This is a genomic window from Halorubrum distributum JCM 10118, from assembly GCF_000337335.1.
Lineage (GTDB): Archaea > Halobacteriota > Halobacteria > Halobacteriales > Haloferacaceae > Halorubrum > Halorubrum distributum.
The window spans coordinates 15,400-30,336 of record NZ_AOJN01000022.1 but is presented as its reverse complement, the minus strand read 5'-3'; the positions used below and the strand labels follow the sequence as shown (position 1 = coordinate 30,336).

Sequence of the window (14,937 nt, the reverse complement as noted above, 5' to 3'; positions counted from 1 at the left end):
CGCGGAGGCCGACGCATGAGCGCGGAGTGCGCGCCTGACCGCAATGCGCTCGCGGACCTCACCGCCTTCCAGCGCGAACTCCTCTGGGCGCTCTCTCACGAGAACGCCCGCAAGGGGACGGCCCTGAAGGCGGACCTCGCCGACTACTACGGCGAGGCGATCAACCACCAGCCGCCTCTACCAGAACCTCGACAGGCTCGTCGAGCGCGACCTCGTCGCCAAGGAGGCACGCGACAGGCGCACCAACGAGTACCGACTCACCGAGACCGCTCGTCTCGCGCTCGAAGCGCGCCGCGCGTGGCAGGCCAAGGGTGAAGCGTGAGGATCGCCCGCAGCGACCTTCGGATGCGAACTTTCTTTTAGCTCACCACGGAGGATACCGGTAGATGAGTGACCGAGGCGGTCGAACGCCGGACCGGGACGAATCGCCGACTTCGAACGGTGACGCGGCGGATTCTCTCGCTCCGACGCGGTCGACCTCGGTCGCCGACGACGACGGCCCCTCAGCCGGACGGCTGGTCGTCGTCTGCGGCCTGCCCGGCGTCGGGAAGACGACCGTCGCCGAGCGGGTCGCGGCCCACGTCGACGGGCGGATCCGCCGGACCGACGTGATTCGCAAGGAGCTGTTCGACGACCCCGAGTACACCGACGCGGAGACCGAAGCCGTCTACGCCGAACTCCTCGCGCGCGCCCGCGACGACGTCGACGCCGGCGACGCCGTCGTCCTCGACGCGACGTTCGCGGACGCCCGGTTCCGGGCGGACGCCCGCGAGACCGCCGCCGCGGCCGCCGCCCAGTTCGACCTCGTCGAGGTCGCCTGCGACGAGGCCGTCGTCGAGCGCCGGATCGAGCGCCGCGACGGGATCAGCGACGCCGACTTCGATATCCACCTCCACTTCAAGGAGCTGTTCGACGAGGTGGCGACCGACCACGTCGTCGTCGACAACTCCGGCACGGAGGCGGAGACGTTCGCGCAGGTCGATGCCGCGTTCGGGGAGAGCGGGGCCGGCGAAGACCAGCCGAGCGGTCACGGCGACCGCTCGGCCCCGGTCACCGACGCGGAGTAGGCGGCGGCGTCCACGGCTCGGCTGTCGTGCGAGCAGATCGCATGACGGGGGTACACACGCGTCTCCAATCACTTATACGGGCGAACGCACTACTGGTGGTATGAGCGAAGAATCCGGGCGGAAGAACCTCCGCATGCCCAACGACGACGAAGTGTTCGCCGTGGTGACGGAACACCTCGGCGGCAACCACGTTCAGCTGCGCTGCGCCGACGGCGAGGAGCGGCTCGGCCGGATCCCCGGCCGCATGAAGTACCGAACGTGGATCAGCGAGGGCGACGTGGTCCTCGCCGAACCGTGGGACTGGCAGGACGAGAAGGCGAACGTCGAGTGGCGGTACGAGGACGAGGACGCCGACCAGCTCCGCCGCGAAGGCCACATTCAGTAATCGAACGACCCGCACTGCGTCGCTGTCGACCGACCTCTCGCGGTTTCTCTCCACTCCGATACGACCCCGGTCGGGCGACCGCTCGTCCGACCGTACCGGTTTTCGAACGCCGATAGCGACCGCATCGGTCCGCATCGCGACGGAGCCGGACGGGAACCGCGCATCTGCGTCATCGTAGTATTGTGGAAACTATCCAAAACCATTATTACCACGAGGCGCGTACGGCTTGGTATGAGTTCGACAGAAGCCGCACCCGGAGAGCCGATCCAGCTGACCGACGCCGACGCGTTCGACGAGCACGTCGCCGACGGCGTCGTCCTCGTGGACTTCTACGCCGACTGGTGCGGTCCGTGCCAGATGATGGAGCCCGCCGTCGAGGCGGTCGCGGAAGACACCGATGCCGCGGTGCTGAAGGTCGACGTCGACGTCCACCAGGCGCTGGCCGGCGAGTACGGCGTTCAGGGCATCCCGACGCTGCTCGTGTTCGCGGACGGCGAACTGGTCAATCGGATGGTCGGCGCGCAGACCGAGGAGGCGCTGGCGGACGCGGTCCGCCAGGCCGACGCCTGATCCGAGCGAGACCCGCCGCGGCGCCGCCGAAACCGACACCATGAGAACGATCCAACTCGACGACGACCGTATGACCCCCAGAGAGCTTCGCGCGGACGTCCCGGCCCTCGGCGACGCGGCGTACTTCAACTTCGGCGCGCACGGACCGAGCCCCGAGTACGTCGTCGAGGCGGCCGGGTCGTTCGTCGCGGACCACGAGTACGGCTCCGCGACGACCGACCCGTACGGACACGCGTTCGAGACGTACGACCGGGTGCGCGAGCGGATCGCCGAGTTCGTCGGCGCCGACCCGGCGGAGATCGCGCTCACCGAGAGCACGACCGACGGGATCAACCGCGTCGCCGGCGCGATAGACTGGGAACCGGGCGACATCGTCGTCCGGACCGACCTCGAACACCCGGCCGGCGTCCTCCCGTGGAAGCGCCTCGAACGCGAGGGCGTCGAGGTGCGCGTGTTGGAGACGGAGGACGGCCGCGTCGACCGCGACGAGTACGCCGAGGCGGTCGCGGACGCCCGCCTCGTCTGCTTCAGCGCGATCACGTGGACCCACGGCACCCGCCTCCCCGTCGCCGACCTCGTCGAGGTCGCGAACGACGCGGGCGCGTTCACCCTCGTCGACGCGGTCCAGTCGCCCGGTCAGGTCCCGATGGACGTCCACGAGTGGGGCGCCGACGCGGTCGCGGCCGCCGGCCACAAGTGGACGCTCGGCCCGTGGGGCGCCGGCTTCCTCTACGTCGACCGCGACGCCGCGGCCGACCTCGAACCCCACGCCGTCGGCTACCGGGGCGTCGAGGACCCGACCGGTGACGAGATCGAGTTCAAGCCCGCGGCGGGGCGCTTCGAGATCGGGACGACGACGGCCGCGGCCCACGTCGGCCTCGTCGAGGCGCTCGACGCGATCGACGCCGTCGGCCTCGACGTGATCGAGTCGCGGATCGAGTCGCTCACCGACCGGCTGAAGGCGGGCGTTCCCGACGACCGACTCCTCAGCCCGCGGGCGTACGAGTCCGGGCTCGTCACGATCGACGTCGACGACCCGGAGGCGACCGTCGAGCGGCTGGCCGACGACGACATCGTCGTCCGGTCGCTGCCGCATCCGAACGGGATCCGCGCGTCGGTCCACGCGATCTCGACCGAGGCCGAGGTCGACCGACTCCTCGGCGCGCTGGAACGGGAGTGGTGAGCCGCGGGCGGGGTCGCTCGGCTCCGAGTCGGACGCGACCGCGCGCCGCTCGACCGGACGCGTTTTAGCACTTGGCGCACAAGACCGCCCATGGGATTCCACACGTTCGACGCCGATCAGGCGGAGCGGTTAGAGCGCCCCGGCCGCTATCGCTGGGTGTCCGCGGAGGAGCTGGTCGGGCCGCTGGTCGAGGCCGACGCCGAGGTCGTCGCCGACCTCGGCAGCGGCACCGGCTTCTACACCGACGACGTGGCCGCGCGCGTCGAGACCGTCTACGGCGTCGACGTCCAGCCCGAGATGCACGACCGGTACCGCGAGAAGGGAGTCCCCGACGGCGTCGAGCTCGTCGCGAGCGACGTCGCCGACCTCCCGTTCGCCGACGGCGAGCTCGACGGCGTCGTCTCCACGATGACGTACCACGAGTTCGCGAGCGACGCCGCGCTCGCGGAGATCGCCCGGGTCGTGCGGTCAGGCGGCGTCGTCGTGACGTTCGACTGGGCCGGCGACGGCGACGGCGAGCAGGGGCCGCCGGTCGACGAGCGGTTCGCCGCCGCAGACGCCGTCGCGGCGCTGGAGGCCGCGGGCCTCGAGGTCGTCTCGGCCGCCACCCGGACGGAGACGTTCGGCGTCGTCTCTCGGGCGCCGTAGGCGATCGGCGTTCGGTGCCGTCGTCGCGGTATCGTCGACGTTCGAATCCGCGAAACTCCCGTTTCAGCGGTGAATTCGAACGTTCATGAAGAAATACCGTTAGGTGCGTTCGGCCCGTACGGGGTGTATGTCCGTTCGTACCCGATCGGTCGCCGTCGCCGCGTTCGCCCTGTTCGCGACGCTCGTCGCGCGACCGGTCACGGCCCACGTCGACTACGTCACCGAGGACTCGGGCGATCCGCTCGACGCGGTGGCGTTCACCGCGGAGGTGCTGTCGGACCCGTTCAACGCGGCGCTGTTCGCGGGGTCCGGGCTCCTCGCGGCCGTCGGAATTGCCGCGTACCTCTGGGTGCGCCCGACCGTCGTCGACGTCGTCGTCCTCCGCGAGAAGCTCGCCGGCTACGGCGACCTCGTCCCGTGGATGCTGCGGCTGGCCGTCGGACTCCCGCTCGTGGGCGCCGGCTTCCAGGGCTACCTGTTCGCGCCGACGCTCTCGTTCGAGCCGGCGACGAGCCCGCTGCTCCGCGTCCTCTTCATCGGGCTCGGCTTCTTCACCCTCTTCGGGCTCGCGACGCGGATCACCGCCGCGGCCGGCCTGCTGACGTACGCGTGGGTGCTCGTCGCCGTCGACCCGCTCGTCGTCCTCGCGGTGGAGTACGTCCCGGTGTTCCTGGCGCTGCTGATCCTCGGCGGCGGTCGGCCGAGCGCCGACGACATGCTGCTCGCGGTCGCGAGCACGCCGGGGTCGTACTACGGCCGGATCGACCCGGTCCACCACCTGAAGTCGTTCTTGGACGAGTCGACCGGCCCGCTGCGACGCTACGTGCCGACCGTGCTCCGGGTCGGGATGGGCGTCTCGTTCGTCTACCTCGGGCTGATCCAGAAGCTCGCCGACCCGGCGAGCGCGCTACGGGTCGTCGAGAAGTACGACCTCACCGCCGTGGTCCCGGTCGATCCGGGGCTGTGGGTCGTCGGCGCGGGCGTGACCGAGGTCGCCGTGGGCCTCGCGCTCATCGCGGGCTTCTTCACCCGCGGCGCGGCCGCGCTCTCGTTCGTGCTGTTCACGACGACGCTGTTCGGCCTCCCGGACGACCCGGTCCTCGCTCACGTGGCGCTGTTCGGCCTCGCGTCGGCCGTCTTCGCGCTCGGCGCCGGCCCGCTCTCCGTCGACCGGCTGATCGGTCGCCCGGCCCTCGAAGACGAAGGGCCGGTCGCAGCGGCCGACTGACGGTCCGGTCGCCGCGTCCCCGCGCGGGCGGCGCTCGGCCCGGCCGGCGGTTTTTAAGTCGCTCTCGCCCGGTGAGTGAGGTATGCGAGTGGACCTCGGAAACGCCCTGGAGACGACCCCGGGGCTCACGACGGCAACGCTGGACAGACTCGACGACCGCGTCGCGGCCGCACACGAGCGGATCGCGGGCGGGATGGCCGACGACGAGTTCGGCTACGCCGCCCTGACCCTCCCGGAGACCGCGGACCCGGACGCGATCTACGCCGCGGTCGACGGGTTCGACCGGCCCGAAGCCGTGCTCACGGTCGGCATCGGCGGGAGCGCGCTCGGCGCGGCGACGCTGTCGAACGCCCTCGAAAGCGACGTGGACGCGTACGTCCTCGACAACGTCGACCCCGACGACGCGCGGGCGCTGCTCGCCGACCTCCCGCTGGGCGACACCGTCGTCAACGTCGTCTCGAAGTCGGGGACGACCGCGGAGACGCTCGCGAACTTCCTCGTCGTCCGCGAGGCGATGGCCGACGCGGGCGTCGACTGGACCGAGCGCACGCTCGTCACCACGGGCGAGGAAGGGAACCTCCGCCGGCTGGCCGACCGCCACGACCTGCCCTCGCTCCCGGTCCCGGACGGGGTCCCCGGGCGCTTCTCCGCGCTGTCGACGGTCGGCCTCGCGGTCGCCGCGCTCCAGGGCCACGACGTCGAGGCCGTCCTCGCGGGCGGCCGCGACGGGATGGAGTCGCTCGCGGGGTCGCTGTACGACTCGCCCGCCTACGCCTACGGCGCGGCGACGTACGCGCTCGCGCAGCGCGGCGCCCGCACCAACGCCGTGATGCCGTACGCGGAGTCGCTGGAGACGTTCGCGGAGTGGTTCGCGCAGCTGTGGGCCGAGAGCCTCGGGAAGGACGGGCTCGGGCAGACGCCGGCGCGCGCGCTCGGCGCGACCGACCAGCACTCCCAGCTCCAGTTATACCGCGCCGGCCCGCCGGACAAGCTCGTCTCGCTGATCCGGCCGACCGAGCGCGCAGAGGTGGGGATCCCGGAGACCGACCTCGACGGCCTTGCGTACCTCGGCGGGTCGTCGCTCGGCGGGCTCCTCGACGCCGAGTTCGAGGCGACCGAGGCGAGCCTCGCGGCCGCCGGGGTCCCAAACGTGCGCGTCGAGATCGACCGCGTCGACGAGCGCGCGCTCGGCGAGCTCCTCTTCGGGATGGAGGCCGCCTGCGTGCTCTACGGCGAGCTCGCGAGCGTCTCGACGTTCACGCAGCCCGCGGTCGAGTGGGGGAAGAAGGCGGCCCGCGGGCTGCTCGGTGGCGGCGACTTCGCGGAAGCGGAGGCGGTCGAACAGAAGCGCGAACTGCGGATCGACTGACCCCGGACCGCCGGGTCGGAGTCGACGGCAGCGATCCGCATCCGGTGCGTCTAAAGCCCCGCGAGCCGTGTCACCGGCAATGAGCGACGACCCTCTCGCGGCCGCGGTCGGCGACCGAGTGTTCCGCGTCGCGAGCGCGCTGTTCGCGATCGTGTTCGCGCTGCTCGTCGCGAGCGCGATCACCGCGCCGGGAGCGAACCTCGCGACCTCCCTCGGGCTGGTGTCGGAGGGGTCGACCGGCCAGCAGCTGCTCCGGACGCTGCTCCAGTTCGGCGGGTTCGCTCTCGCGGCCGTCGGCTACCTCGCGGTCACCGACGAGTGGGAGATCGCCCGCGTCTCCCGGCCGGACGCCCGCGAGGCCGCGATCATCGTCGGCGGCGGTATCGTCCTCTTCGCGTTCCAGTACGGCGCGCTGTTCGCGCTCGGCCAGCTCGGGTTCTCCACCGGGCAGAACCAGGCCGTCGTCCCCGCGGGCGACCCCGTGGTCTACTACCTCGCGATGATCGCGGTGTCGCTCGCGGTGGTCGGACCGGTCGAGGAGCTGCTGTTCCGCGGCGTCGTCCAGGGCGGCGTCCGGCGCGCGTTCGACGCCGTCCCCGCGGTGCTCATCGCGAGCCTCGCGTTCGGGCTGATCCACCTGCCCTCCGTCTCCGGAACGCCGGTCGAGCAGTGGGCGTACGTCGGCGTCGTCGTCGTCCTCGGCTCGGTCCTCGGCGCGCTTTACGAGTGGACGGACAACGTGATCGTGCCGGGGCTGGTCCACGGCATCTACAACGCGATCACGTACGCGGTGCTGCTCTCGCAGGCGCTCTGAAGGCGGACGCGACTGTTTTGGATCGCTATTCACTCTCACTCGAACCCCTGCGGTGGCGCGTGCCTGCGAGCGGCCGGAGCGAAGCGGAGGCCGCGAGGAGCACGCGCGAGGGACGCGGCGACCGGAGCGAAGCGGAGGGAGCCGCGAGGCTGGGGCGGCGTGAGGTGCGGTTGCGGCTGGGGAGGCGTGAGGTGCGGTTGCGGCTGGGGAGGCGTGAGGTGCGGTTGCGGCTGGGTGGGGTGGGACTCGCGGCTGGGGATTTGGCAGCGTTAGTCTTCGATCCGCAGTCGGCTATTTATGAGTAATCGACCGCGTCTCAGAACGTCTCCTTCCCCCACCGCAGGTCGTCGTACGTCGCCTGCTGGTCGCTGCCGAGGCGCTCCTCGAACTTCCGGCGGAGCGCGGCCTTCTCGGTGGCCGAGATCCGCGCCAGCTCGTCCGCCTTCGCGACCGGCTCCGGCGGCCCGCGCGTCGCCGCCACCTCGGCGACCACCTGTCGGGTGAGCCGCTCGCGGGTGTCCTCGTCGCGGGTGAACGCGTACGGCGCCTCCAGCTTGTAGGTCACGTCGGACCGGGGGTCGTAGACGACCATGAACGTGGGCTCGTACAGCTCCGGGTCGAGCTCGCGCTCGACGCCGAGCGCGTCGCCGTCGGCGGCCATCGGCGCGTCCGCGCCGCCGCGGCTGCGGAACCAGGTGGTGAACGTGAGGTCGTCGTCGAGGCGGGCGCCGCGGTCGGCGCCGAGGTCGTCACCGTCCGTTCCGACGGGTTCGGGGCCGTCACCCTGTTCCCGACGCTCCAGCAGCCGAGTGAAAAGCGCCGTGTCGTCGGGCCACGGCGACTCGACGCCGGCGCGCGAGAGGGCTCGGACCGCGGCCCCGCTCGCGGGGTTTTTGACGAAGCCGGCCAGCGGCACGTCGCGCTCGACGAACCGCTCGACGAGGCGGACGTACTTGTCGATCACCGCGCGGGGCTTCGCCTCGCGGGCGAGCGCGCCGAGCTCGGGGTCGCGGTCGGCCCAGGTGAAGAGTTCCTTCGGATAGATCGGGCCGTCGAGGACGAGCAGCTCGTCGACCGCGTCGGCGCGGTCGAGCGCGTGGGTCCCCTCGGCGAGGTATAAGGCGAGCGCGTGGACGACCCGCTCCGCGTAGCGGTTCACCCGCGGGACGTGGAGGACGCGCTGTTTGGTGTGGCCCTCGTCGCGGCGGGTCCACTCGCTGTCGAAGCCGGCGGTCGAGTCGCCGGCGTGGACGGTGGCGACGATCGTGCGGTCGCGGTGGAGGTCGAGGTCCGTCGGCGAGCTCGCCATCGCCGCGTGCGCAACGTCGACGACGAGCCCGTTTTTAAACGTCGTCGGGTTGATCGTCCCCGAGTCGAGGCCGTGGACCGTCCCGAACGGGCGCTCGGCGAGCGCCACGTCGTCGATGGCGGCCCGGCGGCGCTCGTGGTCGCCGAGCGCCTCGATCACGACCCGGCCGTCCCGGCGCAGTTCGGGGAGCCACTCGCGCCACACGCGCTCGGCGAGGTCGTCGTGGTCCGTCGCGTCCACGTCGCCGCCGATGCCGTACGCGAGCCGGGCGATGTTCTCGACGTGGATCGGATCGAGCGTCACGACCGTACGGCGGTCCGGACGGATATAAAAGTCGTCGGCCGCGCGGTCGACGGCACCGTCGCGGCCCGGCGACGACTCGATCCGGCGAGCTGAATCGGGGGGGCCGACCGGGACCGCCGACCGACCGAACCGGTTCGGACTACGCCGATATACCAGCAAAACGGGCCGATATCGGGGGATCGTGAGCGAACGGTAGCAGTTTATTAGCGGCGCTGCGCGTGGTAAACGACGGTATCAGGGATAATAGTTGGAGGCGATGTGTTTTTAAAACATACGACAACCCACGGGTATGGCAGAGACTGCGACCGGAGTAGATTCAGGGGGGTCGGACGGGCTGACGGGGGGCCTACGAGAGGTGATCCGGTACATCCCTGACGGCACCTCGATGCCGGAAGAGATGTGGGCGCCGCGCCACCGGAACATCCTGATCGCCACCGTGATCCAGCTTCCGCTGTTGATCGGGCTCGGGCTCTACAGCGGAACGGAGTCGGTCACCGGCGCGCAGATTCCGGCGACGCCGCTGTGGATGCTCGGCGGGTTCGTCGCCGTCATCCTCGCGACGGCCGCGTTGGCGAGCTGGTCGGGGCTCGGACGCCGCCAGCGGACGGTGCTCACGGCGTTCAGCCTCATGACCGTCTCGATGGCGCTGGTGAAGCTGTCGGGCGGGTACATCGAGGCGCACTTCAGCTTCTTCGTGTTCATCGGGGTGCTCGCGCTGTACGAGGACTGGCTCCCGTTCGCCGTCGGCGTCGCGTACGTGGCGATCGGCCACGGCGCGTTCAGCCTCATCGATTCGAGCCTCGTCTACAACCACACCGCGGCGATCGAGAACCCGATCGTCTGGGGCGGCATTCACGCGATCTTCGTCCTCGCGCTCGCCGGCGCGCTGATGGTCAACTGGTACTCGATCGAGAAGTCGCGCGAGGCGGCGCGCGAGCAGCTCGAACTGGCGGAGCAGAAGCAGTCGGAGATACAGGACGTCGAGGCGGCGAAGGCCGAGGTCGAACAGCGCCGCGAGGAGGTCGAGCGGCTGAACAGCCACCTGGAGACGAAGGCGGACGACTACAGCGCTGCGATGGACAGAGCGGCCGACGGCGACCTGACCGTCCGACTCGACGCGGCAAGCGAGAGCGAGGCGATGGCCCAGATCGGTGAGGCGTTCAACGGCATGATGGACGACTTCGACGAGGCGATGGGCGAGGTCAGGTCGTTCGCCCAGGAGGTGTCGACCGCGAGCGCGAACACGGTCGACGGCGTCGAGACCGCGGCCGACCGGAGCGAGGCCGTCAGCCAGTCTGTCACGGAGATCGCCGAGGGGGCGGACGAGCAGCGCGAGATGCTCCGGCAGGTGTCCGACGAGATGAACGACCTCTCGGCGACGATCGAGGAGGTCGCCTCCTCGACCCAGACGGTCGTCGAGGTCGCGGAGCAGACCGCCGACATCGCCGACGACGGCGAGGAGACGGCCGAGGCCGCTATCGAGCGCGTCGAGGAGTCCCGCGAGGCGCTCGACTCCGCGGCGGGGACCGTCCAGGAGCTCGACGAGCGGATGGAGGACATCGGGGAGATCGTCGACCTCATCGGCGACATCGCCGAGCAGACGAACCTGCTCGCCCTGAACGCGAATATCGAGGCGGCCCGCGCGGGCGGGAGCGGCGGCGGGAGCGACGGCTTCGCGGTCGTCGCCGACGAGGTGAAACAGCTCGCCGAGGAGACCCAAGACGCCGCCACGGAGATCGAGGAGCTGATCGGCGCCACGCAGTCGCAGACCGAGGGGACCGTCGAGGCGGTCCGGAGCGCCGAGGAGAACATCGCCGTCGGCGCCGACGCCGTCGATGACGCCGCGGACGCGTTCGCGCGGGTGTCGGACAACGCCGCGGAGGCCGGCGAGGGGATCCGCGAGATCAGCCGCGCCACCGACGACCAGGCGGCCAGCACGGAGGAGACCGTCTCGATGGCCGAGGAGGTCGCGGACATCAGTCAGTCGACCGCCGACGAGGCCGACACGGTCGCCGAGGCCGCCGACGAGCAGCTGACCGCGATGAGCGAGGCGACGACGGAGGCCGGGTCGCTCGCGGAGCAGGCGGAACGGCTCGGCGCGCTCGTCCGCGACTTCGACGTCACCGGCGACGACGTGGACCCGGCCGCCGGTGCCGGGCCGAACGTCGCCGTCGGCGACGGCGGACAGCCCGAGTAGTCGGCGACCGCTCGACGGAGCTCTTTTCGGCGGGTCGACGCCGGCCGTCGGCTACTCGCCGCGAGATGCGTCTCGGAGCGCTTCGAGGACCGCGAGCGCCCGCTTCACCTGCGCGCCGTCCTCGACGAACACCAGCGTGCGCGGCGGGTGAACCGCCTTCGGTCGCACGCGGAGGTCGACCTCCCTCGCCGCGTCCGCGGCCGCGTCCGGGGCGACGACCGCCTCGATCAGCGCGCGGTCCGGCTGGACGGACACCTCGGCAAGCGCTTCGGTCGCGCCGTCGTCCGTTTCAGCCCGCTCGCGGGCGATCCGGTACGCCAGCGCGCCGTCGGCCGTCGGCTCGACGTCGCGGTCGGCGTCGACGACCGTCAGCCCGCGGAGGTCGCTCTCGTTGCCGGTCACCTCGGAGGCGAGCAGCTCGGCGATCCGGACGCCGTCGGCGAGGCGGTCCGTGACCATCTCAGGCCGCCCCCGAGTCGTCGACGTCGCATGATTCGGCCGTGTCGCCACCGCGCTCTCCCGCCTCGGCGGCGAGCTCCTCGCGAACGTCGGCCGCCAGCCGGCCGACCGCGGCGCCCTGCTCGCGGGCGTACAGGACCGCGGCGGCCTCGATGGTGATTGCCAGCGCGCGCTGGCGCTCGTTGATCGCGGCGACCGCGCGCTGCTTCTCGACGCCCGCGGCGACGATGGCGTCGAGCGCGCTCTCGAAGGTGGACTGCTCGCGGAGCACCGACTCGTCCGGGGCGAACCCCTCCGGGACGGTGACCTCGGCCGGGTCGAACTGCGGGACCAGGTCGCCGTCCTCGGACGCCAACAGCCCGCGACCGACGGCGACGTCGACGAGGCGCTTCGCCTGGTCGGGCGAGAACCACTCCCGCTCCAGCGACAGCGCGACGACGAACTCCCCCTCGCCGAGCCGGTCCTGGGCCCGGGTCTTGAACGGGGCGGCGACGGCGACCTCCAAACTCATGTGAGACGGACGGCGCGGCGGGCGCGTAAACGTGTCGAACGCGGGGTCGCTCGCGCCCGTCGAGAATCAGTCGTCGCCGCCGGGCGTCGGGGTCGCGGGCTCGCCCACTTCGGCGCCCGCGTCGGCCGAGACCGGGTTCGCGTCGATCGTGTAGCCGGTCGCGGCCATGGCGAACAACACGAGCGGCGAGAGGAACGCGAACAGGTAGTAGGGCGCGTACTCCAGCGTGGGCACGCCGGTAACGCCAGCCATGTAGACGGCGCCCGCGTGCCACGGGAACAGCGCGCCGGTCGGGGTCCCGGCGGCCTCGACCGCGCGGGAGAGCTGGTCGGTGTCCAGGCCGAACTCGTCGTAGGTGTTCCGGAGCGTGACGCCCGGGAGGACGATGCTCATGTACTGCTGGGAGGTGAGCGCGTTGATGAAGATCGCGGAGACGCCAGTCCCCGCGACGAGCGCGCCCGGACTCCGAACGGCCGACGTGAACGCGTGGGCGATCACCGCGAGGACGCCCGTGCGCTCCAAGATCCCGCCGAGCGAGAGCGCGGCGACGACGACCGTGATCGTCCACGCGGAGCCGGTGAGGCCGCCGGTTGCGAGGAGGTCGTTTACGGTCTCAGAGGCCGACTCCGGCGCGGTCCCGTACATGAAGATCTCCCACGCGGCGACGAAGCCGGTCCCCTGGAGGAGGATCGTCGTGAACGCGCCGGCGAACACGCCGGCGACGAGCGTCGGGAGCGCGGCGTAGCCGCGCAGCGCCAGCCCGAAGGTGACGACGAGCGGGACGAAGGCGACGACCGTGATCGCGTACGTCTCCGTGAGCCCGCCCTGGATCTCGGCGATGCGGCCCGCCGGAATGGTCCCGCTCGTACGCAGGCCGAGCGCGGCGAAGCCGAGGACCGCCAGCCCGAAGGCGATCGCGGTGCCGGTCCGCATCCGTCGGATGTGCGCGTACAGGTCGGTGTTGGTGACGCCGGCCGCGAGGTTGGTGGTGTCGGAGAGCGGCGACTGCTTGTCGCCGGCGTACGCGCCCGAGAGGACGGCCCCGACCGTCATCGGCGCGGGGACGCCCAGCCCCGCGCCGATGCCGACGAACGCGACGCCGAGCGTCCCGACCGTGGTCCACGAGGAGCCGATCGCGAACGCGACGACCGCGGTGAGGACCGCGGCCGCCGGGAGGAACGTCGTCGGCGAGAGCACCTCAAGCCCGTAGTACATCAGGCTGGGGATGGTGCCGGCGCTGACCCACGTGGCGATCAGCCCGTAGATGGTGAAGATGATGAGGATCGCTTGGAGCCCCATCACGAGGCCGTTGGCGATCCCGTCGAACAGGTCGTCCCAGTCGTAGCCGAGCCACAGCCCGAAGGCGCCGACGAAGGCGATACTCCAGAGCAGCGGCGGGTGCGGGTCCAAGCCGAGGACGGCCGAGCCGATACCGAGGAACGCGACGACGGCGAGGACCGGGATCAGCGCCGCCGCGAGACTCGGGCGGCGGTCGGGATCCAGGTCGTCGTACGCCGTCGGGGTGAACGAGCGTGCCATGTCCGATTGTATTCCTTTGAAGCATAAGTATGGCTCGAAATATGCGTGTGATAGATAGAGATAGATCTTGCCGCTTACGGTGAGCGGCTCCGGCGGGCCCCGCGGCACCCGCCGCGTCCGACCGTGTGCCGCCGTGTCGCGGCGGTCCGCGAACGGACGCTCTTATACGCGTCGGCGGCGAAAACTCGGGTAACAATGATATTTGAGGGCCTCCCGACGACTCCGCGCTCCGAGGAGCTCGTCGACAAGGCGTTCTCGCGGGCTGCGCGGGCCGGGCGCGCGAAGCGCGGCCACGAGGCGCAGGAGTCGATGCTCCGGACCGCCGGCAACGTGCTCTCGGACAACCTGGAGAACGTCGTCACCTCGTGGCCCGACTTCGGCTTCGACGTCGACCCGTTCTACTACGAGCTCGCCGACGCCATCGTCGACGTCGACCGCCTCCGGCAGGCGCTCTCGCAGGTGATGTGGGCGAGCCGTCAGATCGAGGACCTCCGCGACGAGTACACGACGAAGATTCGGAACTCGGACGTCGACACCGCGCGGAAACACCGCAAGCAGGCGTTCGCCCGCATGGCGGACGTGATGGACCAGATCGAAGACGACCTGCGCTACATCGGCGACTCGCGGGACCAGCTGAAGGTGCTGCCGGAGATCAACCCCGACGAGCCCGCCATCGTCGTCGCCGGCTACCCGAACGTCGGGAAGTCCTCGTTCGTCAACCGCGTCACCCGCGCGTCGAACCAGATCGCGGAGTACCCGTTCACGACGAAGGGCGTCCAGATCGGCCACTTCGACCGGAACCACGTCCGGTACCAGATCGTCGACACGCCCGGACTGCTCGACCGCCCGGAAGACGAGCGAAACGACATCGAGCGGCAGGCGGTGAGCGCCCTCGAACACCTCGCGGACGCCGTCGTCTTCGTCATCGACCCCTCCGGCGACTGCGGCTACCCGCTCGACGTCCAGCTGGAGCTCCGCGAGGAGGTCCGCGAGCTGTTCGGCGCGGACGTGCCGCTGCTCACCGTGGCGAACAAACACGACCGCTTCGAGGCCGTGAAGGCGGAGTCCGTCGACGCGACGATGAGCGTCACGGAGGAGGAGAACGTCGAGGCCGTCCTCGACATGGCTGTCGACGCGGTCGGCTACGAGCCCGACCTCCCCACCCGCGACGGGGAATAGTCACGGGAGTACGTGTGGTAGGTCGCTCAGTGCGATGGCGTCGTTGTTTATAAGTAGAACAGCAGTGTTGCTGTCGGCTATTTATACGTGACCGACGCTGCCACGGTGAACGGCTTCAAAGCCTCAGCCGCGACGGCTCGCGCGCCTTCCTGTGCTCCTCGCTCGGTCGCTATCGC

14 protein-coding genes and 1 pseudogene are annotated in these 14,937 nt (G+C 70.8%); 11 read left to right on the top strand and 4 right to left on the bottom strand.

The window, feature by feature from the left end; all coding sequences use genetic code 11:
* Positions 1-15 precede the first annotated feature (15 nt).
* From C466_RS15800 to C466_RS03695, 9 genes and pseudogenes are all read left to right on the top strand, one after another.
* A pseudogene (locus C466_RS15800) lies at positions 16-322 on the top strand (helix-turn-helix transcriptional regulator).
* 64 nt (positions 323-386) lie between these two features.
* Complete coding sequence (locus tag C466_RS03730) at positions 387-1,067, top strand: AAA family ATPase (RefSeq protein ID WP_004595340.1); 681 nt, start codon at positions 387-389, stop codon at positions 1,065-1,067.
* A gap of 100 nt (positions 1,068-1,167) precedes the next feature.
* Positions 1,168-1,452: a translation initiation factor eIF-1A gene (locus C466_RS03725; protein ID WP_004595341.1), complete on the top strand. Its 285-nt coding sequence runs from the start codon at positions 1,168-1,170 to the stop codon at positions 1,450-1,452.
* Positions 1,453-1,683: 231 nt separating this feature from the next.
* A complete protein-coding gene (gene trxA, locus C466_RS03720) occupies positions 1,684-2,022 on the top strand; it encodes a thioredoxin (protein WP_004595342.1) in 339 nt (112 codons plus the stop codon).
* Positions 2,023-2,062: 40 nt separating this feature from the next.
* Positions 2,063-3,205: an aminotransferase class V-fold PLP-dependent enzyme gene (locus C466_RS03715; protein WP_004595343.1), complete on the top strand. Its 1,143-nt coding sequence runs from the start codon at positions 2,063-2,065 to the stop codon at positions 3,203-3,205.
* A 90-nt stretch (positions 3,206-3,295) separates the two neighbouring features.
* The gene (locus C466_RS03710; RefSeq protein WP_004595344.1) at positions 3,296-3,853 is read left to right on the top strand and encodes a class I SAM-dependent methyltransferase; all 558 of its coding nucleotides are present in this window, start codon (positions 3,296-3,298) and stop codon (positions 3,851-3,853) included.
* Between the two features lie 127 nt (positions 3,854-3,980).
* Positions 3,981-5,081, top strand: coding sequence for a DoxX family protein (locus C466_RS03705; RefSeq protein ID WP_004595345.1), 1,101 nt, complete (start codon positions 3,981-3,983; stop codon positions 5,079-5,081).
* An 82-nt stretch (positions 5,082-5,163) separates the two neighbouring features.
* On the top strand, positions 5,164-6,450 hold the full coding sequence (locus C466_RS03700; protein WP_004595346.1) for a hypothetical protein: 1,287 nt from the start codon (positions 5,164-5,166) through the stop codon (positions 6,448-6,450).
* A 79-nt stretch (positions 6,451-6,529) separates the two neighbouring features.
* Positions 6,530-7,264: a CPBP family intramembrane glutamic endopeptidase gene (locus tag C466_RS03695; RefSeq protein WP_004595347.1), complete on the top strand. Its 735-nt coding sequence runs from the start codon at positions 6,530-6,532 to the stop codon at positions 7,262-7,264.
* A 316-nt stretch (positions 7,265-7,580) separates the two neighbouring features.
* On the opposite strand, the gene C466_RS03685 is transcribed toward C466_RS03695, so the two are convergent.
* On the bottom strand, positions 7,581-8,876 hold the full coding sequence (locus tag C466_RS03685; protein ID WP_004595348.1) for a DNA double-strand break repair nuclease NurA: 1,296 nt from the start codon (positions 8,874-8,876) through the stop codon (positions 7,581-7,583).
* 289 nt (positions 8,877-9,165) lie between these two features.
* Here C466_RS03685 and C466_RS03680 point away from each other — a divergent pair, with 289 nt between their 5' ends.
* A complete protein-coding gene (locus tag C466_RS03680) occupies positions 9,166-11,073 on the top strand; it encodes a methyl-accepting chemotaxis protein (protein ID WP_049902356.1) in 1,908 nt (635 codons plus the stop codon).
* Between the two features lie 51 nt (positions 11,074-11,124).
* On the opposite strand, the gene C466_RS03675 is transcribed toward C466_RS03680, so the two are convergent.
* From C466_RS03675 to arcD, 3 genes are all read right to left on the bottom strand, one after another.
* Positions 11,125-11,532 carry a hypothetical protein gene (locus C466_RS03675; RefSeq protein WP_004595350.1) on the bottom strand — a complete coding sequence of 136 codons (408 nt, stop codon included), beginning with the start codon at positions 11,530-11,532 and terminating at the stop codon, positions 11,125-11,127.
* Between the two features lies 1 nt (position 11,533).
* Positions 11,534-12,043, bottom strand: a complete 510-nt coding sequence (locus C466_RS03670; protein WP_004599575.1) for a DUF2240 family protein — start codon at positions 12,041-12,043, stop codon at positions 11,534-11,536.
* Between the two features lie 66 nt (positions 12,044-12,109).
* Complete coding sequence (gene arcD / locus C466_RS03665) at positions 12,110-13,582, bottom strand: arginine/ornithine antiporter ArcD (RefSeq protein WP_004595352.1); 1,473 nt, start codon at positions 13,580-13,582, stop codon at positions 12,110-12,112.
* Positions 13,583-13,777: 195 nt separating this feature from the next.
* Between arcD and C466_RS03660 the strand changes: the two genes are divergently transcribed.
* Positions 13,778-14,761 carry an NOG1 family protein gene (locus tag C466_RS03660; RefSeq protein WP_004595353.1) on the top strand — a complete coding sequence of 328 codons (984 nt, stop codon included), beginning with the start codon at positions 13,778-13,780 and terminating at the stop codon, positions 14,759-14,761.
* Positions 14,762-14,937: the final 176 nt, after the last annotated feature.